Origin of the sequence: Parafrankia sp. FMc2 (assembly GCF_041008525.1) — a bacterium.
GTDB lineage: Bacteria > Actinomycetota > Actinomycetes > Frankiales > Frankiaceae > Parafrankia.
The window spans coordinates 55,228-74,533 of sequence record NZ_JBFLUG010000020.1; the positions used below are offsets into that span (position 1 = coordinate 55,228).

Annotated in this window: 15 protein-coding genes, 1 tRNA gene and 1 riboswitch; of the genes, 10 read left to right on the forward strand and 6 right to left on the reverse strand. The window is 71.6% G+C overall.

Translation table 11 applies throughout. From position 1 onward, the window contains the following. Positions 1-24: 24 nt before the first annotated feature. From AB1460_RS10105 to AB1460_RS10120, 4 genes are all read left to right on the forward strand, one after another. Entirely contained in the window at positions 25-213 is a 189-nt protein-coding gene (locus AB1460_RS10105; RefSeq protein WP_368960557.1) for a ferredoxin, read from the forward strand. 264 nt (positions 214-477) lie between these two features. Beyond that, positions 478-1,164 carry an excalibur calcium-binding domain-containing protein gene (locus AB1460_RS10110; protein WP_368960558.1) on the forward strand — a complete coding sequence of 229 codons (687 nt, stop codon included), beginning with the start codon at positions 478-480 and terminating at the stop codon, positions 1,162-1,164. A 346-nt stretch (positions 1,165-1,510) separates the two neighbouring features. Then, positions 1,511-2,698 carry a cytochrome P450 gene (locus AB1460_RS10115; RefSeq protein WP_368960560.1) on the forward strand — a complete coding sequence of 396 codons (1,188 nt, stop codon included), beginning with the start codon at positions 1,511-1,513 and terminating at the stop codon, positions 2,696-2,698. A 623-nt stretch (positions 2,699-3,321) separates the two neighbouring features. Next, on the forward strand, positions 3,322-4,761 hold the full coding sequence (locus AB1460_RS10120) for a pyridoxal phosphate-dependent decarboxylase family protein (RefSeq protein ID WP_420497234.1): 1,440 nt from the start codon (positions 3,322-3,324) through the stop codon (positions 4,759-4,761). Between the two features lie 294 nt (positions 4,762-5,055). Here the strand turns inward: AB1460_RS10120 and AB1460_RS10125 are convergent, their stop codons facing one another. From AB1460_RS10125 to AB1460_RS10140, 4 genes are all read right to left on the reverse strand, one after another. Then, positions 5,056-5,700, reverse strand: coding sequence for an NAD(P)-dependent oxidoreductase (locus AB1460_RS10125; RefSeq protein WP_368960563.1), 645 nt, complete (start codon positions 5,698-5,700; stop codon positions 5,056-5,058). A gap of 285 nt (positions 5,701-5,985) precedes the next feature. Further along, a tRNA-Ser gene (locus AB1460_RS10130) sits at positions 5,986-6,072 on the reverse strand. Positions 6,073-6,153: 81 nt separating this feature from the next. Beyond that, positions 6,154-6,648 (reverse strand): tRNA adenosine(34) deaminase TadA, encoded by a 495-nt coding sequence (gene tadA / locus AB1460_RS10135; RefSeq protein ID WP_368960589.1) that lies wholly within the window; start codon positions 6,646-6,648, stop codon positions 6,154-6,156. A 43-nt stretch (positions 6,649-6,691) separates the two neighbouring features. After that, positions 6,692-7,177 carry a tRNA adenosine deaminase-associated protein gene (locus AB1460_RS10140; protein ID WP_368960564.1) on the reverse strand — a complete coding sequence of 162 codons (486 nt, stop codon included), beginning with the start codon at positions 7,175-7,177 and terminating at the stop codon, positions 6,692-6,694. A gap of 457 nt (positions 7,178-7,634) precedes the next feature. On the opposite strand from AB1460_RS10140, the gene AB1460_RS10145 reads away from it, so the two are divergent. The 3 genes from AB1460_RS10145 (at position 7,635) to AB1460_RS10155 (ending at position 10,400) form a co-directional block, all read left to right on the forward strand. Beyond that, on the forward strand, positions 7,635-8,885 hold the full coding sequence (locus tag AB1460_RS10145) for a MurT ligase domain-containing protein (protein WP_368960565.1): 1,251 nt from the start codon (positions 7,635-7,637) through the stop codon (positions 8,883-8,885). Continuing rightward, on the forward strand, positions 8,882-9,634 hold the full coding sequence (locus AB1460_RS10150) for a type 1 glutamine amidotransferase (RefSeq protein ID WP_368960566.1): 753 nt from the start codon (positions 8,882-8,884) through the stop codon (positions 9,632-9,634). The genes AB1460_RS10145 and AB1460_RS10150 overlap by 4 nt, the downstream gene beginning before the upstream one ends. Positions 9,635-9,728: 94 nt before the next feature. Then, positions 9,729-10,400, forward strand: a complete 672-nt coding sequence (locus tag AB1460_RS10155; protein WP_368960567.1) for a plasmid partitioning protein — start codon at positions 9,729-9,731, stop codon at positions 10,398-10,400. Positions 10,401-11,444: 1,044 nt separating this feature from the next. Here the strand turns inward: AB1460_RS10155 and AB1460_RS10160 are convergent. Together AB1460_RS10160 and AB1460_RS10165 are read right to left on the reverse strand one after the other, a co-directional pair. Further along, positions 11,445-12,323, reverse strand: a complete 879-nt coding sequence (locus AB1460_RS10160; RefSeq protein ID WP_368960569.1) for a C40 family peptidase — start codon at positions 12,321-12,323, stop codon at positions 11,445-11,447. Between the two features lie 236 nt (positions 12,324-12,559). Further along, positions 12,560-12,727: riboswitch (cyclic di-AMP (ydaO/yuaA leader) on the reverse strand. Positions 12,728-13,495: 768 nt separating this feature from the next. Then, positions 13,496-13,888 carry a hypothetical protein gene (locus tag AB1460_RS10165; RefSeq protein WP_018639078.1) on the reverse strand — a complete coding sequence of 131 codons (393 nt, stop codon included), beginning with the start codon at positions 13,886-13,888 and terminating at the stop codon, positions 13,496-13,498. Positions 13,889-14,935: 1,047 nt separating this feature from the next. Between AB1460_RS10165 and AB1460_RS10170 the strand changes: the two genes are divergently transcribed. From AB1460_RS10170 to AB1460_RS10180, 3 genes are all read left to right on the forward strand, one after another. Continuing rightward, the gene (locus AB1460_RS10170; RefSeq protein ID WP_368960571.1) at positions 14,936-16,888 is read left to right on the forward strand and encodes a DUF4139 domain-containing protein; all 1,953 of its coding nucleotides are present in this window, start codon (positions 14,936-14,938) and stop codon (positions 16,886-16,888) included. Positions 16,889-16,995: 107 nt separating this feature from the next. Further along, on the forward strand, positions 16,996-17,832 hold the full coding sequence (locus tag AB1460_RS10175) for a hemerythrin domain-containing protein (RefSeq protein ID WP_368960573.1): 837 nt from the start codon (positions 16,996-16,998) through the stop codon (positions 17,830-17,832). A 259-nt stretch (positions 17,833-18,091) separates the two neighbouring features. Next, a complete protein-coding gene (locus AB1460_RS10180) occupies positions 18,092-19,282 on the forward strand; it encodes a PP2C family protein-serine/threonine phosphatase (RefSeq protein WP_368960591.1) in 1,191 nt (396 codons plus the stop codon). The last annotated feature ends 24 nt before the right edge of the window (positions 19,283-19,306 follow it).

Consider the following 19,306-nt stretch of genomic DNA (forward strand, 5'->3'; position numbering starts at 1 on the left):
GGAGAGCCACGAAGGAGAGCAGCAATGAAGGTCTCGATCGAGTCCGACCTCTGCCAGGGGCACGCCCGGTGCTGGGACATCTGCCCCGAGGTATTCGAGGTCGACGAACAGGGTTACGGATTAGTGGCCCTTCCGGAGGTCCCGCCCATCCACGAGGCCAGGGCGCGTGAGGCGGCGGAGAACTGCCCGGAACGGGCAATCACGATCGACTGAGGCGCGTCCGCCGCGGCGAGGCATCAGGGCACCAGGCCATTCAGGGCGCCAGGCCATTCAGTGCACCAGGTCATCAGTGCCTCGGTCGTTCTCGCCGCGGCCGCGACGTCCGTCCCCGTGAGGGGCGCGGCAACCCCGCCGCCCGCCGGCCCGCGTCGGGCGCCACGAGAGATCAATTGCCGCCGAAAAGTGTAAATCTGTCCGTGTAGCGCCATAAATGTCCAATTTCTGTCGAAACTATCCGTCGACAGAAGGAGACATGAGATGTGGCACGGGCCAGCGAAACTGAGGCACCGGATCGGCGGCTGGACCAGCCGGCATCCGCGGGTGAGCGCCGGAGCTGGTGGGATCTTCCTGCTGCTGCTCGTCGGCATTGCCCTGCTCCCGGCTCCGCGGTCGGCCGCGGAGCGGAGCGGCTCCGCGACGGAGTCCGCCGGCTATCCAGGTGAGGTGATCGCCGGCTCCGCGGATCGGGCGCCGACACCCGTCCCGTTGCCGCCTGCCTCGACCGGACGGACGGATCCCTCCGCGTCGCTGGGCCCCTCGGTGCCGCCCGTCCGCGCCGCGGCAGGTCCGGCCGTCCCGGTCGTCGCCGCTGAGCCGGTCGCTCCGGGCGCCGGCGAGGCCGCGGCCGGGCTGGCGTCCACCGCCCCGCGCCCCGGTGCGCCCGGGTCGCCGTCCACGTCGCGCCACCGGACGAAGCCGGGCTCGCCGATGCCCTCGGCGGCGCCTGGGCGTGGTTACTACCGGTCGTGCGGTGAGGCGCGTGCGGCGGGTGCGGCCCCGCTGGCTGCCGGGCAGCCGGGCTACCGGGCCGGCCTTGACCCGGATGGTGACGGGGTGGCCTGTGGGCGCGGCGGGCCGGCGGCGTGGTGCTCGACCGAGGGCTCGCGAGAGCTCCCCTTTCTGACCCGTTTTGGTTGCTGGATCTCGGGGCTGGGATCATCCTGATGGGTAACTTTCCGTGCCCTGGCGGCTGTCGTCGAGTCACGATTTAAGCGGAATGTATTCGTCCGGTTTCCTCGGGTGGCGGTTTGGGCCGGTTGGGCTCTTCGAGGCGGGCCCGGGGGCGTGTCCCCTGTGCCGCAGGGGGCGGTCACACCACACGCCGGCGCGGGGAGTTCCTTGCTCGTGGGGTGCGAAGCACGTCAATCTGCTCATAGGCGTTGACGAACCGAGTGGCGCCCGCCCGGTGCTGTGTACCTGCCCGGGGTGTGGGACGCGGCTGACGTCGCGGAGACGGACTGTCCGTGGTGCCGATCGGCGCGGGCAAATGGCATGGGAAAGGGCTCGAACTGTGACGGACGACCTGTACTGGGACCCCTTCGACAAGATCGTCGACGTCAACCCGTACCCCGTGTGGCGCCGGATGCGGGACGAGGTGCCGGTCTACCGGAACGACAAGCTCGACTTCTACGCGCTCTCCCGGCACAAGGACGTCGACGACGCGCACATCGACCCGGCGACCTTCAGCTCCGCACACGGCACGGTCCTGGAACTCATGGGTCCGGAGCCGATGCACACCGGGCAGATCATCTTCATGGACCCGCCGACGCACACCCTGCTGCGGGTGCTCGTCTCCCGCGCGTTCACCCCGCGCCGGGTCAGCGCCCTCGAGACGCACATCCGGCAGATCTGCGCCGACCTGCTCGACCCGCAGATCGGCGCCGGCGGCTTCGACTTCGTCCAGGACTTCGCGGCCCAGCTGCCCTCGCTGGTGATCTCGCAGCTGATCGGGGTCAACCCGGAGGACCGCGAGGAGATCCGCCAGACGATCGACCAGACCTTCCACATCGAGGAAGGCAAGGGGATGATCAACGATGTCTCCTTCGCCGCCCAGATCAAGATGCACACCTACTTCTCCGAGCAGATCGACATCCGGCGCCGCGAACCGCGCGACGACATGATGACCGGCCTCGCCCAGGCCGAGATCACCACCGAGGAGGGGCCGCGCAGCCTGACCACCTCCGAGGCGGCCGACTTCACCAACCTCCTCGTCGCCGCCGGGACGGAGACCGTCGCCCGGCTGCTCGGCTGGGCCTGCGACCTGCTCGACTCGCACCCCGACCAGCGGGCCGACCTGGCCGCCGACTCGTCGCTGCTGCCGAACACGATCGAGGAGACGCTGCGCTACGAGGCGCCGTCGCCGGTGCAGGGCCGCACCACCACGCGGGACGTCGAGCTGCATGGCACGACGATCCCGGCGGGGTCGCGGGTGCTGCTGCTGACCGCCTCGGCCGGTCGTGACGAGCGGGCGTACCCCGACGCCGACACGTACGACATCAGGCGCAGGTTCGACAGCCACGTCTCGTTCGGGCGCGGCCCGCACTTCTGCCTGGGCGCGGCGCTGGCCCGGATGGAGGGCCGCATCGCCCTGGAGGAGGCCCTGCGCCGCTTCCCGAACTGGGAGGTCGACCGGGACCGGGCCGTGCGCCTGCACACCAGCACCGTGCGCGGCTACGAGAAGCTGCCGGTCATCGTCTGACCGCACCCCGCGGGCACGTGCTCGGGCCTCGTGGCCGGTGGCTCGCGGCGGCACAGCTTGCGCCGCGAGCCCGGCCGCCCCTGACCAGGGGCCCTGCGCGGGCGGGCCCTGCGCGGGCGGGACCAGGGGCCGGCCCGGGCGGCCAACGGAAGCGTGAATGCGCAGAAAACCGGCAGCCTTCTTCCTGCCGGGCCGCATGGTAATTCGGGCGTTCTGCGGGGTGCTGGTCGAGGTGTTCCCGGCTTCGGATACGGCTGTGAGTGGCCTGGATCGTCCGGGAAGAGTTCCCGTGGTGGTCCGGCGCGCCAGGACCCAACAGAAATCCGCTCCCGGACAACACTTCTTCACTTCCGCGCGGCAGGCCGATCGGGGCTTCCCTGGCCGGTATCGTGTTCCACGAACGTGGTGGTGGCCGGCGAAGTCAGTCACCACCAGTCCTCATCGTGGAGGTTTCGCATGAAGCGCGCCGGGCTTGTTGTCATGTTCCTCGCTCTCGTCGGCGGTGGTTTCCTCGTGCGGCGCCAGCGCGGCCAGTAGGGACCTCGCGGGCGGCAGCCGCCGTCTGCGAAATCGCTCGTTGATCGCCTCGGCGGCGCGGTCGGGGTCAACCTAGACTTCGGCGGGTGCACCGACCCGACGCTGCGATCTTCGATGTACTCGGCCCCGGCCTTGAAGAGGCGGTTGTCGACTACGCACGGGCGAGGATGAATCTCGATCCCGCCCCGCTGGACGGAACAGCCGCGCCGGCCGAACTCGCGCGGCAGGCAGGGCGCACGATCACCCCGGATGGTGTCGGCGGGCTCGCGGCCCTGCGCGTCTTCGACGAGGTCCTGTCGCGGGCGTGCATATCGGCCGACCACCCGCGCAATCTGGCTTTCATCCCGGCTGCGCCGACACGGGCGTCGATTCTGTTCGACCTCGTCGTGGGCGCCTCGTCGATCTACGGCGGGAGCTGGCTCGAGGGCAGCGGTGCCGTCCACGCCGAGAACGAGGCGCTGCGCTGGCTGTCCGATCTGGTCGGCTTCCCGCCCAGGGCCGGTGGCACGTTCGTGCAGGGCGGCACGGTCGGGAACCTCTCGGCACTGGTCGCGGCGCGCCACGCTGCGCGTGCCCGCCGGGTGGCCCTGGGGCTGCCGCTGCCGGCCCGCTGGTGCTTCCTGTGTGGGGCCGAGGCCCATTCGTCGCTGCGGCAGGCCGCCGAGGTGATGGATGTCGATCTCGTGTTCGTCCCCGCCGACGGCGGCGGCCGGCTGACCGGGGCCGCCGTGGCCGCCGCGCTGGATGCCCACAGCCTGGACCCGGTCGAGGGCGCTGCCACCGGCCGGAACGCGCCGGGTACCGGAGTGTTCGCGGTCGTCGCGACGGCGGGGAGCACCCAGTTCGGGATCGTCGACGACATCCGCGGAATCGTCGACGCCGCGCACGCCCGGGACGTCTGGGTGCACGTCGACGGCGCCTACGGTCTTGCCGGTATCGCCTCGCCGTCCGTCCGTCACCTCTTCGCCGGGGTCGGCGCGACCGACTCCTTCATCGTCGATCCCCACAAGTGGCTGTTCGCGCCGTTCGACGCCTGCGCGCTGGTCTACCGCGATCCCGCGACGGCGCGGCTGGCGCACGCCCAGCAGGCGGGCTACCTGGAGGTCCTCGATCGGGACAGCGCCTGGAACCCGTCCGACTACCAGATCGGGCTGTCCCGGCGGGTGCGCGGCCTGCCGTTCTGGTTCTCCCTCGCCACCTACGGGACGCAGGCCTACGGACGGGCGGTGGAGCGCTGCCTCGCGACGGCCCGCGCCGCGGCGGACCTCGTGCGGGAGCTGCCCTACGCGGAACTGGTCCGCGAGCCGGAGCTGTCGATCGTCGTCCTGCGCCGGCTCGGATGGTCGCCGCCGGACTACCACCGGTGGTCCGAGTGCCTGCTGCGCAGCGGGCTGGCCTTCGTCACCCCGACCGTGCACAACGGCGAGACGGTGACCCGCTTCGCCATCGTGAACCCGCGGACGACCTCCGACGACGTCCGGCGCATCCTCGCCACCATGGCGGACGACGCCCTCCCCACCTACTGACAGCGCCACGGCACGCCCACCGACGGCGCCATGGCACGGCGGGGCGTCACGGCGGCGCCGCCGGACGTGCCGCGGGCCGGTCGCGCCGGCCGGAAAAGTGGATGGCCGGGCCCGGACTGCGTGCGTCCGGGCCCGGCCTTTCCCTGCTTCTGAACACGATCGAGGCCGACCGGGATCAGACCGGTCACATCACAGGATCAGTGAACAGTCGGACCGCAGGGAATCAGGAAACGACTGACATGCGGCTGTGGCGGCTGTGGCCGCCGCTGGCCGCGTCGCGCCGACCAGCGAAGGTCAGTACCCCACCGTGTAGCGCTTGTTGCGGAACTTCGGCTTCTCCGCCTCGTCCAGGACGGCGATGGCGAAATCCTCGTGCGAGATTCCCATGTTGCCCTGGGAGTCCATCACCGGGCGGTCGCCGGCTGTGCGGTAGGCCTCCCGGCGGCGCCCCGGGCCGAAGTTGCGCGGCGGCGGGGTGATGTACGACCACTTCACGCTGCCCTTGGCGGCGCGGAGCACATCAAGCGCGTCAGCCTGGTCCAGAGCCTCCTTGCGCTCGCCCGCGGGGAACTCCTGCGTGTCGACGATCCGCTCGCCGTCGGTGTTCTCCAGCAGCCCGCCGTTTCCGACGTGGATGACCGCGGGAGCCTTGTTCCCGAGCTTGCTCGCGACCTCGACCATCACGCGGGCGACGTTCGCGTGCTCGGGGCGGGCACACCCGGCCAGTGCGACCACGACCACGTCGGCGCCCTGCGCCTGCTGGGCGACGACGTCGCGGGACGTGACATCTCCGGTCATCGCGTTGGCCTGCCGGGGAAGGGACTTCATCTGGTTCTGGTCCTGGTCGACCGCCGTGACCTCGTGACCGCGCTTGACGGCCTCGGCGACGATGGACCGACCTACCTGACCACCGGCACCGAGAACAACGATCCTTGCCATTACTGACCTCCGGATTGCGTTGACTGAGCCACCGTGGAAATTGATCCGCTGGATGGAGTAACAGCGGCATGGTCACGGTCGTTTACCTTGCGCATCGACTATGACACGCTCCGGAGTCACTGCAACCCGAGTCTGTTTGCGATCGAAGAAGGCCTCGCCTCCCGGCGTTCTGCCGGGGTCGGCACGGTGAAGGCGGGATGCGAACCGGGGCCGGAACGGGGCCGGAACGCAGAACGCGGGGTGGACGCTGATCGCGTCGACCCCGCGTGGTGCCTGGTCTCTGGGCGGTGGAGGTGGGATTTGAACCCACGGAGGGGTTGCCCCCTCACACGCTTTCGAGGCGTGCGCCCTCGGCCACTAGGCGACTCCACCGCGGGCTAGCTTACGCGACGCCGTCCCGGTCCGGTCGGCCGGGGGGTCGGTGTCCGGTTCGCGGGGCAGATCAGCCGTCCGTCAGCCGTCGGTCAGTCCCGCGACGGCGGGTCGGCCGCGCCCGCTGTCGCCGCGGGCGGGACGGGAGCGCCGGGCGCCGAAGAAGTCGGCCAGCTGCTCCGAGCACTCCTGCCCGCGGACACCGGAGATGACCTCGGGACGGTGGTTCAGCCGCCGGTCGCGGACGACGTCCCACAACGAGCCCACGGCGCCGGCCTTCTCGTCGACGGCGCCGTACACGAGCCGGTCGATCCGGGCGAGCACCAGCGCCCCCGCACACATCGTGCACGGTTCCAGGGTCACGACGAGCGTCGTCCCATCCAGGCGCCAGGAGCCCAGCGCGCCCGCCGCGGCCCGCAGCGCGATCACCTCCGCGTGTGCGGTCGGATCGCCACCGGCCTCCCGGGCGTTGTGCCCGCGGCCCAGCACCCGGCCGTCAGCGGCCACGACGACGGCGCCGACCGGCACGTCACCGGCGGCCTCGGCCCGCGCGGCCTCGGCCAGCGCGAGACCCATGGCCTCGCGGTACCCGTCCGCCGCCAGTGGCACCGGCCCGTCGTCAGCCACGGACGTCGTCGAAGATCTCCCCTGCGCCGGCCCGCTCACTGACCGCACTGATCACATCGGCGGGCAGCATGCCCTCCTCGGCGATCAGCTCGAGCAGCGCCTCCGTGGGTGTCCCCAGATCCGCGAGGAGGTCCAGGTCACCGACCGGTGAGGCCTGCCCGACCGGTGCCTCGTCGTCCGAGTCGTCATCGAGCCCGGCCATCGAGGGCAGGGCGTCGGCGAACAGCCGCTCGGCATGGTCGGAGGTGAGCAGCACGCGCCGGTCCGAAAGGAAGACCTTCGGGTCGGGATCACGCGCGGTGATCCGCACGATGGCGAGATACTCGTCGTCCTCCTCGACGAACGCGATGACCGTCCCCGAGGAGAGGTCGTGCATCGCGTCGACGAGCGAGTCGAGATCCTCCATGTCGGCGATGTCGAGGTCGTGGGCCGTCCATCGCCCGGCGTTCTGGGCGATCGCTATCCCCTTGGTGCTCACAGTTCGTCCTCACGTCCCTTCCCGCCGGGCCTGCGTCGGTCCTCAGGCAATCTGCGCTCCTGCCGACCCGGGGTGCTGCCGTGTCCCTTCTGTGATTCTCACCTTCGAGCGTCCTACTCATCCATCAGGGGCCGGGCATGCCTACTCGAGAGTGCTCCACCCCACCGGCGGGCGCCCGGGGAGCGGCCGGGGAGCGGCGCACCCCTCGGCGCCATCCCGCCTGCGGCGGCGCTCCCGTGCCGGCGCGGCCGGGACACCGTGGGGCAGGGCGCGAACGGACAGGACACGAGAGCGGCACAGTGGGGCACGAGAAGGACACAGTGGGGCACGAGAAGGGTGCCGCGGGGCGCGGCGGCGGGCTGCGGTGGGCGGCGGCGGCGGGAGCGACCGGCGCGAACCGGCACACAGCGCGGGGCACGCATCACACCCGTGCGGGCTCATGGCACTCTGAGACGCGATGATGACACGCCTGCCACGCCGGATCTCCGCCCGCACGCGGTTCGCGCTCGCCGCCGAGCGGCTGGCCTCGGAGACATCCCGCCGCCTGGGCCGCGGCTCGGGTGAGATGATCGGCGGAAAGATCGCCCTGCGGATCTCTCCGGACGCACTGGCCGAGGTCGGTACGAACCGCCCCACCGCCTGCGTCTCGGCCACCAACGGCAAGACGACGACGACCCGGCTGCTGGCCCGCGCGCTCGGCACCCTGGGCCCGGTGAAGTCGAACAGCGGCGGCGCGAACATGGCGCCGGGCGTTCTGGCGGCCATGTCCAGGCCGCCGTATGACAGCCCCGCCGCCCTGGAGGTCGACGAGATCTGGCTGCCCCGGGTGGCCAGGGCGATCGTGCCGCGGGTGGTGCTCCTGCTCAACATCTCGCGCGACCAGCTCGACCGGTCGAACGAGACCCGCCGCATCGCCGCGCTCTGGCGTGAGCTGGGCGCCGACCTGCACGACACGGTCGTCGTGGCGAACGTGGATGATCCGCTCGTGGCCTGGGCGGCCATGACCTGGTCGCGCCAGGTCTGGGTCGCCGCCGGCCAGAACTGGACCGCCGACGCGATGGTCTGCCCGCAGTGCGCGCGCCTGCTGCACCGCAACACCTCCGGCTGGTGGTGCGAGTGCGGCCTGGCCCGGCCGGAGCCGATCGTGTCAGTGGCCGGGCTCGACGAGCTGATGTGGTTCGGCCGTCGCATTCCGGCGCGCATCGACCTTCCCGGGCGGGTCAACCTGGCCAACGCGGCCATGGCGGCCGCGGCCGCCCGTGAGTTCGGGGTCGAGGTGGAGGACGCGCTGGCCGCCATGCGGGGCATCGGCGACGTCCAGGGGCGTTACCAGGAGGTGCCACTCGGCCCGGACGGGAAGCGGGCCCGCCTGCTGCTGGCGAAGAACCCGGCTGGCTGGGTGGAGATGATGGAGCTGCTGAACTCCAGCCCGCCGCGGCCGGTTGTGATCGACTTCAACTCGCAGACGGCGGACGGCCGTGACCCGTCCTGGATCTGGGACGTGCCCTTCGAGCGGCTCTCCGGCCGCCAGGTGCTGGTCACCGGGGGTCGCAAGGAGGACATGAGCGTGCGCCTGGCCTATGCCGAGGTACCCCACACCGTCCACGCCGACGCCGAGGCCGCCGCCGCGGCGGCGAACGACAAGGGTGTGGATGTCGTGGCGAACTACACCGCGTTCCGTGACCTGCTCGTCCGGACCACCCGGTGATCCGCCAGTCGGCGACCCGGATCGCCCTGATCTACCCGGAGCTGCTCGGCACCTACGGTGACGGCGGGAACGCGACCGTCCTGGCCCAGCGGCTGCGCTGGCGCGGCCTGCACGCCGAGATCGTCGAGGTGCCGGCCGGCGAGGTGGTGCCGGCCGAATGCGACATCTACCTGCTGGGCGGCGGTGAGGACGAGCCGCAGGTGCTGGCCGCGGACGGCATGCGCCGCAACCGGTCCCTGGCGCGGGCGGTCTCGGGCGGTGCGGCCGTGCTGGCGGTGTGCGCCGGGTACCAGGTGATCGGCGCCACCTTCCCAGCCGGTGACGGGCGGATCCACGAGGGCGTTCACCTGATCGACGTCGAGACCCGCCGCTCCTTCGAGCCGCCGGACGCCCCGCTGCCGCCCCGGGCGGTCGGCGACATCGTGGTGGAGCCGGGTCCGGAGCTCGGGCTGCCGACACTGTACGGGTACGAGAACCACGGCGGGCGGACCCGCCCGCTGCCCGGCTTCCGCGGGATCCCGCTCGGGACGGTGCGCCTCGGCGTCGGGGACGGCACCCCGGCCCGCACCGATGGTGTGGTCGACCGCAAGGTCATCGGCACCTACCTGCACGGGCCGGTGCTGGCCCAGAATCCGGCCTTGGCCGACCTGCTGCTGAGCTGGGTGCACGGCCCGCTGGCGCCGCTGGACGGCCCGCGTGAGGTCGGAGTTCTCCGGGCGGCCAGGGCCCGCGCGCTCGCGGCCACGTGACCGGCGACGGGACCTGATACCGCGCCGCTCGGCGTCGTCCTGACCGGGTCTGCCGGGACGCGCTGAGCGGAATCCGGCGATTTCCGGAGGCGCGGTGTGGTTCGGTTGGATCGTGGCGTCGAATCCCCTTGCCGGTTGGTGGGGCAAGAACAAGAAGAATGTGATCATTGTCGGAGTCGCACTGGTTGCCGTGTGGTGGCTGGTGGCGGGCCGAGGTCGACCCGAGGTCGAGCAGGTCGACATCCCGGACGACTATCCGTCGGCCGGCCGGGAGCTACGTGTTCAGGCACCGTCCGACCCCGATGAGCCGCTGCCCCTGGTCATCATCCTGCACGACGACAATGCGGACGCGAAGTCGCTGGAAGAGGCGAGCGACGCGTCCTCGCTGGCCAGTCGCCGGGATTTCGCGCTCGCCTTCCCGGAGGCGGTCGCGGGAACCTGGCGACTGGACGACCCGAATGGCCCGGATCTGCAGTACCTGCGTGACGTCGTACGTTTCATGGACGAGGAACGCACCGATGTCGACCTTGACCGGGTGTACGTCTGGGGTATCGGCGAGGGTGCCCGGTTGGCCCTGCTCGCTGCCTGCGGACCGGGTGATCCGGTGTATGCCGGGGTCGGGGTCGTGGGGCAGTTCGAGACGGAGCCTGGTCCGACCTGTGATGCAGTGACCCCGCATGGCCGGGTCGCGGAGACCGCGTGGGACGATGACGTGACGGACGCCCTCTGGGACTTCTCCCATGACAAGCGGCGGCGTTCGGCGTGACGCCCCGGCGCCCCAGGCGCGGCGGTGTGGACGGCGCCAGCTTCCGGTGTTGTGACCAGGCCCGGTGCCGCCCCTGGCGGGTGGAGCTGGTGCGGCGGCAGGAACTAGACGATTTGCGTTAGTTGCAAAGAACTAGTCATTTCCGTCCTCGGACCGCCGAACGTGTGTCGGCGGGGCCCCTAGTAGTCAGTTCGGCTCTTGCGCCCGCTGCCGGCGGCTGATCCGCCGCCCCGCTCGCGGGAGATCGGAGCTCCTGTCAGCAGGATGCTGGGGGTTCCGTGCCCCGGCCGCAGCCCCCTCGCGAGGGGGCTGCGGCCGGGGCCGGTGCGGTCTGTCGGCGTCGCCGGGAGGGGGTTAACGGCCCCGACAGACCCAGAGGTGGCCGGATGGCTGGCCGGAGAGTCCGCTGGCCGCCCGGTCCGATGGGGGGGGGATCGGGACGAGCGGCCAGCGGAGTCCGGGGCCTTCCGGCCGGACGGACGTCAGATGGGGGGGGATCTGACGTCCGTCCGGCCGGAAGGATCTCGGTGGTGCTCCGGTGTGGTGCTGGTGGTTCCAGCTTCGAGCTGTAGGGCGTTCGTTGATGCCCGATGGTCGCATTCTGGACGGTTTCCGCCCCATCTACACCGCTTATGCCGAAGTAGAATGATGTCGCAACGGCCTACCGGCCTGGGATCCACAGCTCGCCTGAGGCAGGCGTTTCCCAAGGCCGCAGGCGTTGTGACGAACTCAGGCATGGCGGAGCGATCGCGGGGCTACGCCGGTCCGGTACAGGGGACCTGTCGACGGGTCTGGTTGGTGCGCCGTCCAGCGGTGTGCGGTCTGGAGCCGCGCATGGTCTGGTGCCCGCCGGGTCGGAGTCGATCCCGACAACCCCGACCCGGCGGCGGAGCCGTGCGCGACCGGAGGGGGAGATCGCGCGGCGGCTCGTTCCGGGAACAGGGTTGCCAGTGCTACTGGCCACCCCGTCAACGGTTCGTACGGGCTCTCAGAGGAAGAGTGACGGGCCCAGGGCTGTGCCGTGGACCGCGGCTCACGTCCGCGTCAGGGGATGCGACCGACCAGGTACGAGGTCGTGTAGATCGTCTGCAGCTTGACGACATCACCGCTGCGGGGCGCGACCCACATCTTGCCATCGCCGGCGTAGATGCCGACGTGGTAGATGTTGCCCGGGCTGCCGAAGAAAATCAGGTCGCCGGGCGCCTTGTTGTACTGGGAGATGCGCGTGGTGGCCGCGTACTGCTGGTCTGTCGTGCGCGGCAGGTTCTTGCCGAGCTGCCGGTAGACGTACTGCACGAGCCCGGAGCAGTCGAAGGAGCTCGGGCCCTCGGCGCCGTAGACGTAGGGTTTGCCGGCGTGTAGCGAGGCCAGGTAGACGGCCTTCTCGCCGATGGAGCTGGCCGGCAGGTTGACGTTGACCGTGGGAGTGTCCACGCTCACGGCCGGGCGGTCCGCGCGGCGGGAGGCCTGCGGCGGCGGCGGTGTCGGCCGGACGGTCAGCGTCGCGTCGTTCTCGGAGTGGGCGGACTGCAGAGCGTCCGAACCGTCGAAGACCGCGGTGACGTTCGTGGTGGTCAGCACCCGGGCGGTGTACGAGGCGAAGCCGCGGTCGTCCGTGGTGAGGTGCAGGAAGGTCGCCCACCCGGTGGGGAGCTTGACCTGAACCTTGATGAGCTGGTCGGCCAGCGGAGCGTCGTTCTGCTCGTTGTACAGCGAGAAACCGATGTTGACCGGCTCGTTCGCGTTGACCGTGAGCTCGGGGGTGGTCACCCGCAGGCCGACATCGATCTTCGAGGAGAGCGTCGGAGCGGAGATGTCCGTGGTCGCGTCGAGGACGGTACCCGTGCTGCCGCCGGTCGTGGTCGCTGCCTGGATGGCCCCGTCGACTGCCAGCCGCGAGCCGATCTGGGTCGCGAGGGTCATCGGGGCGGTGTTCGTGCCCTCGTCGAAAGCGGCATCCGCGTTGATGTCGGTAGCGCAACCGGCGAGTGCTACGCCGGAGACCGCGACGGTTCCCGTGGTGACGGCTGCAACCGTTCGGGCTCTGGCCCTGGCTCGACTCGACGCCGAGGGGGCGGACGGCGCACGGTGGCGACCGCGGCCTTCCTGCTGCCGGCGTCTCTCAGTATCAAGCTGCACGCTTTGCGCAGACAACGTTGCGTTCCTTCCCGTACGCCTGCGAGGTGAGCTGTCGGGTTCGGGCTGGGCTGCCCGGTCCGTCGCGCGACCTTCACACGATGGACTTCACCCCTAGACCCGCACCACTTCTTGGTGCCGGTCGGTGGAGGTGGGTCCCCCGCTCCTGCCCGAGGTGACGACTCGGAGGGGACACCGGGGCCGCGGGCAGGATTCGGCGTTCGGCCCGGTGTTGTCGTGACGTCGCAAGCGAGACTAGTCCACACGGATGGTGTGGGTAAACACTAGTCCCCCCCAACTACGTCGAGTGCGCAGAGAAGGGCCCCTTGTGGAGCCGCATAAGCCCAGGTCAGAGGGGGTGCTGAGCTTCCCGTCACGTTTTCGGGCGGCCACACGAGGATCACGGACGAACACGTTAGGTGACGAGGTTTTCCCGGTTTGCGGGGCCGCGGCGAGGCGTTCGGCAAGCGTCCTTCAGGGCTGAGCGAGGGGCTGCGCGAGGCTGCTCCGGCCGGCTCGCCGGGCTGTCGGGGGTCATCGGGGGATCCGCCGGAGCGCTGATCCGCCCTGGCCGGCTCGGGAGTCCGCGGCCCGTGCCGCCGTCGCTCACTGGCACGTCGGTGCCTGTGTCATGCCAGTTCCGCCTGATGCCGGCTGTTCCTGTTCCTGAGCCGAGCCGAGCCGAGCCGCGCCGCGCTGGTGCGCGGGGCGCGGATGGCCGCTGCGCGCGGGCCGCTCGGAGGTCACGGACGGCCCGGAAAGTCGCTGCACGCGAAGGGCCGGCGAATGTCCATCTGCCACAAGGCCACGGAGAGCGAGACGGCTTAAGGCCGGTCCCGGACGCCGACGCCGGACGCATCCCGGTCGACGGGGTCGGCCAACGTAATCTCGTCAGCGCAATCCGGTCAGCACAGCGTTGTTGGTGCAACTGGCCGGCGCAGCCTGTCAGTGTGGGCTGGTCAGCGGGGCCGACTCTGACGGCGGCTCAGAAAACCGGAGTTGTCGAGGACCTGCAGCTCAACCTCGAGCTGGCGCACCTCGGGGAGCAGCGTCCGGTGGCTGCCGTGCAGGGCCTCTACGGCCGCCCGGGCATGTTCGGCCAGGTCATCCAACGCCTGCTGGCGCTGGCGCATGCGGGCGCGCTCCTCCTGCAGGGTCCGGACGGTGTCCTCCTGCCACTGCCGCGTGCGGAGAATGTGTTCTCCGGCGTCAGCAGCCTGGCGCTCGGCGTCCTCCAGGCGGTTCAGCAGCGCGTCCAGCGCCTCCAGGCGACTGGCGAGCTCGGCCATCAGGTCGCCGCGGCCGGGAAGGATGGAGATCTCGTGGTGCCTGGGGTACGGCTGCTGCGTCATGCTCGGCTCCGGATGCTGGTGACCGTGCCGGACCGGCCTGCAGGCGCCGCGCTGCCGGCGTAGGGGAGCTGGGAGGAGCACCACCGCGCCGCTCGCGACCGTCGCCGAAGTTCCGACACGGTTGGTTACGTTAGTCGACGCACAGGCCTTTCGGCATGTTCTCGGCCGGATCCGGCCGACCGCCAACGGAAGGCGACCGGAACGGGTACCGCCGGGCGGGTGTCGACCAACGGATGCCCCCGGGCGCGCCGGATCGACCCGGATCGGCATGGGTACGGACGACTGTCGAACTCCCGGTCCACAACAACCGATCTTGGGGTCGCCCGGTGGCGGGTGCCGGGTCGACGATGGTCATCGCTGACGCGCGCGGATTCACTTCGGCCTGAGAACTACGTTGGGTGACGGTCACCGATGGTCCGAATCTTGTCCCGGACGGGCGCGGTGTCACGTTTTCCGCGAGCTGCGATGTGCTCGATCGGCCACCAGCGGTGATGGCGCCATCCCGGCCGGAGCGCGGTTCGGCCGGGGTGCCGAAAAAAGGAAGTGGAATCGCGGAGATCGCGTGAATCATATTCCGTAGTTCGATCCAGATGACCGCCGCAGAGCATCCGCCGATATATCCGCAGTCGGGCCGCGGTCGGCTCCACCCGCGTGTACGGCGCCGATCGACGGACCGCCGAGATGAATCTCCGTGCTACGCCCGCTTCGGTTCCGTTAGGACCGGCCGGGCCGGGCCTAATCGCTGGCCACAATGGCCCGGCGGGCCCGCGCCGCCTTTGGCCGCACCGCGGCGGTACCTGTCGACCGTGCCTGCGCGGGGCAGTCGCGCCGGCACGGAACTGGCCGGAGTGAGCGATGATCTCGCCTTGCCGGGCCATCCGCGCCGAGCCCCTCGCCCAGGGCATCGGTCTCGCTCGGTGACCATGGGTGCTCCCGCTGTCCGTCCGGGTCGATGGGTCGCCGGCGCCCGGCAGCTCGGAGCGGCCAGGCGTCCCGCGGCTCGCGGGACAAGGGATCGTCGATCGTTCTGCGTCGTATGGTGATCGCATGGTGGCCACCGCGGACGACGCACCGGACGTCCCAGGCTCGCCGGGCGCGGGTGCGCCAGATGGTGGCCGTACGGACAGCGGATCGGCAGGATCCGGGTCCGGCACCGGCACCGGCGGTCGGGAGACCGCGGGCCCGCCGGCCGTGGTGGAGCTCGACGCGCCGATCACCGCCGTGGTCGTGTACCCCACCGCCGCTCGGGTGACGCGGCGCGGCCAGCTCGACGCAGCTGCGCACGCCGCGCGTCCGGCAACAGTCTCGGCAGCTGGCTCGCCGGACGCGGGCCCGGCGGTGGCCCGGGTGGAAGTGGCCGTCCACGGGCTGCCGCTCGGTCTCGACGAGGACTCGGTGCGGGTAGGCGGTACGGGTCCGGCCCGGGTGCTGGGGGTCCGGGTGGTGTCGCAGGCGCGGGCGGTGCCTGATGCCGGCGCGCTTGCTGATCTGCGGGCTCGACAGGACGAGCTGCGCGCCCTCCTGGCGGAGATCGCCGACGGCGACGAGACCGAGCGCGCCCGCCGCTCCTTCCTGGATGTGGCGGCGCGGGTGGGCGCCGGCGCACTCGCCCGCGGCTGGTCCGCTGGTAGCGCGGCGGCGGCCGGTGACGCCCGGGCTGGTGCCGGGGCGGGGGGCGCCGATGCGGCGGCACAACTCCTTCTGGTCGGAGATGCCCTCGCCGCGCAGATCGCCGCGGTGCACACGCGCCGCCGGGCTCTTTCCGAGCAGCGTGACCGCGCGGAGAGAGAGCTCTCGGCGATCGGCAGGATGATCGAGGCCCGCCGGGCGCAGCCGGCTCCCGACACCCGCACGATCGTCGTCGACCTGGAACTGCCCGCGGTCACGACAACCCCGGGACGGGCGTATCCGCCGTCCGGGGCGGAGCCCGCCGCCGCGGCGGACGCGATGGCGGTCACGGCGGCGGAGGCGAGGGAGGCCGGGGAGGCCGGGGAGCTGGAGGTCTCCTACCTGGTCAGGTCGGCCTCCTGGACGTCGGGCTATGACGCCCGTCTGGAGGGCGAGCGGGTGACCCTCACCTGGTTCGCGATGATCAGTCAGCGGACGGGGGAGGACTGGCCGGCCGCCGACCTGCGGCTGTCCACCGCGCGCCCCGCCGGCGGGGCCGATCTGCCCGAGCTGGTCCCGCAGTTCGTCGATCTCCGCCGCCCGAAGCCGGATCACTACCCGCGAGCGAGGGGTGCGGCGCCGGGCGGCGCGCCCGAGCCCGCCGGCTGGGATGCTGCCGAGGCGGCGGCGGGCATGCCCGCCGCGCCGATGGCGGCCCGCCCGGTGGCGCTGGCCGCACCCATCTCCACAGCGCAGGCGACGATGGAGTCCGCGGGGGCCGCGTCGACGTACCGCCCGCCCCGCCCGGTGGCGGTGCCCGCGGATGGCGACCCGCACCGCGCGACCGTCGCCGTGCTGGTGCTCGACGCGGTGCTCGACCATGTCACCGCCCCGAAGCTCGCCGCCGAGGCGCATCTGCGGGCTGCGGTCGTCAACACGTCCCCGCACACGCTGCCGGCGGGGAAGGTGTCGGTGTTCCACGGCCAGGAGTTCGTCGGCACCGCCCGGCTCGACCTCGTCCCGCCCGGCGGGGAGATGGAACTGCGGCTCGGCGTCGACGACCGGGTCCAGGTCGAGCGAGAGCTGGTCCGCCGCGTGACCGGCCGGCGCATGGTCGGCAACACCCGGCGGACGGATGTCGGCTACCGCATCGCGGTCACGAACCGGGCGCCGCTGCGTGCCCGGGTGACGGTGCGCGACCAGGTGCCGGTGTCCCGGCACGAGAGCATCGCGGTCCGGGACGTGGTGACCGAGCCGGCAGCGGACGAGCACACCGACCTGGGGCTGTTGACCTGGCAGGTGGAGCTCGAGCCGGGCGCCAGCCGTGAGATCGGGCTGTCCTACCGGCTCGAGCACCCGCGTGGCGCCGAACTCACCGGCTGGGGCGACTGACCCGCCCGTGGGGCGTGGTTCCGAGGTCTGCCCGGTGTGCGGGGTGTCCGCACGGTGTGGATGCGGGCGGGTACGGGCCGGCGTAACGTGGGTTGCGGGAGGCGGTCATGACCGGTGTGGAGACAACGACCAGCTCTTCTCTCGCCAGTCTGGTGCACGCCGCGCACCGTGACATCGGCCGTCTGTTCGATCTCGCCGGCGGTGACTTCGCCGGCATTGATGACTTTGCTGGCGTCGATGACTTTGCTGGCCTTGATGACTTTGCTGGCCTTGATGGTCCCGCTGGCGTCGCTGGTCTCGACGGCGCCGGCAGGCGCGAGGGGCGTGGTCGCGGCGGGGAGGCCCGGGCGGCGGACCCGCGGCTGACCCTGCACGCGAGTGATGCCGCGGTCGCCGCGTTCAGCGCGCACCTCAGCGTCATGGAGGACGTCGTCTATCCGGCCGCGGCCGTGGTCGTCCCGGACGGGCGCGCCCGCGCCGCGGCACTGCGTGGCACGGCCCGAGAGGCGGCGGCGGTGATGCGCGGCCTCCAGCAGTACGTGCAGGGTGATCGGTACCACCCGCGGCGCGGCCCGTCCGGGCTGCGAGACGATCTTGCCGAGCTGGCCCGGGCGCATTCCCTCGTGGAGGATCGACTGCTGTGCGACCTGGAGGCACAGCTGGATGCGGCGCGGCTGCGCCGGCTCCGCGAGAACGTCGAGCGGGGGATGCGGCGGGCGCCGACCCGGCCGCACCCGCACCTCGGCCACGGCGCCGGCCGGCGCAGCCGGCTCGCCGCCCGACTGGCCGGGCGATGGGATCATGTGCTGGACATCGTGGACGCCCGTGTGGTGGCGGGCCGCCCGGTCCGCGCGCCGGCCCCGGCCGGTCTGTGGGGCTGGTATCTGCTGGGCCGGCCGACGAGTGACGAGATCGCGCCTGGTCACGACCATCCGGCGAGGTGACTGCCATCATACTGTGACAAGGCGGACCTGAGATCCTGCGGCCCGCATGGTCTCTGCCGGGGCATTTCGATGCTCCGGCGTTTGTTCGCCGCCGCTTTCGTGCCATGCTGCGAAGTCTCTGGGCGGGCTGGTGGCCCACCCGTGAGCGGTGGCGCCGGCTCGCGTGTGATCCGGTGCCCTGTGCCCCGTCGCTGTAACCCCCTGCCGAGGAGATGTGACCGGAAGCGAGATTCCCGCCATGCGGCTGTCGATGGCCGCTATGGACAGCGCGGGTGCGGTGGCAGGTGTGGGTGGTGCGGAGGGTGTTCGGTGGCCCCTCCTCCTGGTCGAGGATGACGACGCCGACGCCTATCTGGTGTCGGAGCTGCTCGACGAGGTGTCCGCCCCCGTTGATCTGACGCGCGTGCGGACGGTCGCGGAGGCCGTTCTGCAGGCGCGGCACGCTTCCTGCATCCTGCTGGACCTCGGCCTCCCCGACAGCGCGGGTCTGTCGGCGTTGCGCCGGCTGTTGTCCATCGACGGCGGCGCTCCCGTCGTCGTCCTGACCGGTCTGGTGGACGAGTACCGCGGCGCTGAGGCCGTCGCCGCCGGTGCCCAGGACTACCTGGTCAAAGGTCAGGTCGACGGTCGCGATCTGGTCCGTGCGGTGCGGTACGCGATCGAGCGCGAGCGGGCCGACACCGCGGCCCGGGCGCTGCGCGAGTCCGAGCTGCGGGCGGAGGAGAAGGCCCGGCTGGAGCGGGGCCTGCTGCCCCGCCCGCTGATGGACGACCCGACGATGGACCACCGGACCCGTTACCGGCCCGGGCACCGCCAGGCCCTGCTCGGCGGCGACTTCTACGACATGGTGTCCACCGCGGACGGGACGGTCCGCGTGCTGCTCGGTGACGTCTGCGGGCACGGGCCGGACGAGGCCGCGCTCGGGGTCAGTCTGCGCATCGCCTGGCGGACACTCGTCCTGGCCGGGGTGCCGGACCCCGCCCGGCTCGGCTTCCTGCAGCAGGTGCTGGTGAGCGAGCGGGAGCACGACGAGATCTTCGCCACCGTCTGCGAGCTGGCGATAGCGCCGGATCGCCGTAGCCTGCGCATGGTTCTGGCCGGCCACCCGCCGCCCGCGCTGCTTTCGCCGAGCACCATGGCCCTGCGTGGTGATGTGGTCGGTCCCGCGCTGGGCATCCTCGACGATGTGGTGAGCGACGAGGTGACGGTGGAGCTCGGCGAGAACTGGGCCCTGCTGCTGGCGACGGACGGCCTGCTCGAGGGTCGGGACGGTCCGGGCGGCGAGCCCCTGGGCTGGGAGGGGGTGCTGCCCGAGGTGGCTGATCTGTGGCCTGACTGCGGCCCGGACGGGCTGCTCGACGCGCTCATCGACCGGGTCGAGGAGCGCAACGGCGGCCCGCTCACCGACGACGTGGCCCTGCTGCTGGTGCTGCGCGGGCGGCAGATGTGAGCGACGCCGCCGAGCGCCGGGACG

Bases quoted from the DNA above. Each gene is read 5' to 3' on its own strand.
- AB1460_RS10105 (WP_368960557.1), top strand. From the start codon at position 25: ATGAAGGTCTCGATCGAGTCCGACCTCTGCCAGGGGCACGCCCGGTGC.
- AB1460_RS10110 (WP_368960558.1), top strand. From the start codon at position 478: ATGTGGCACGGGCCAGCGAAACTGAGGCACCGGATCGGCGGCTGGACC.
- AB1460_RS10125 (WP_368960563.1), bottom strand. From the start codon at position 5,700: ATGGCAAGGATCGTTGTTCTCGGTGCCGGTGGTCAGGTAGGTCGGTCC.
- tadA (WP_368960589.1), bottom strand. From the start codon at position 6,648: ATGGGTCTCGCGCTGGCCGAGGCCGCGCGGGCCGAGGCCGCCGGTGAC.
- AB1460_RS10145 (WP_368960565.1), top strand. From the start codon at position 7,635: ATGATGACACGCCTGCCACGCCGGATCTCCGCCCGCACGCGGTTCGCG.
- AB1460_RS10160 (WP_368960569.1), bottom strand. From the start codon at position 12,323: ATGACCCTCGCGACCCAGATCGGCTCGCGGCTGGCAGTCGACGGGGCC.
- AB1460_RS10165 (WP_018639078.1), bottom strand. From the start codon at position 13,888: ATGACGCAGCAGCCGTACCCCAGGCACCACGAGATCTCCATCCTTCCC.
- AB1460_RS10170 (WP_368960571.1), top strand. From the start codon at position 14,936: ATGGTGGCCACCGCGGACGACGCACCGGACGTCCCAGGCTCGCCGGGC.
- AB1460_RS10175 (WP_368960573.1), top strand. From the start codon at position 16,996: ATGACCGGTGTGGAGACAACGACCAGCTCTTCTCTCGCCAGTCTGGTG.
- AB1460_RS10180 (WP_368960591.1), top strand. From the start codon at position 18,092: ATGGACAGCGCGGGTGCGGTGGCAGGTGTGGGTGGTGCGGAGGGTGTT.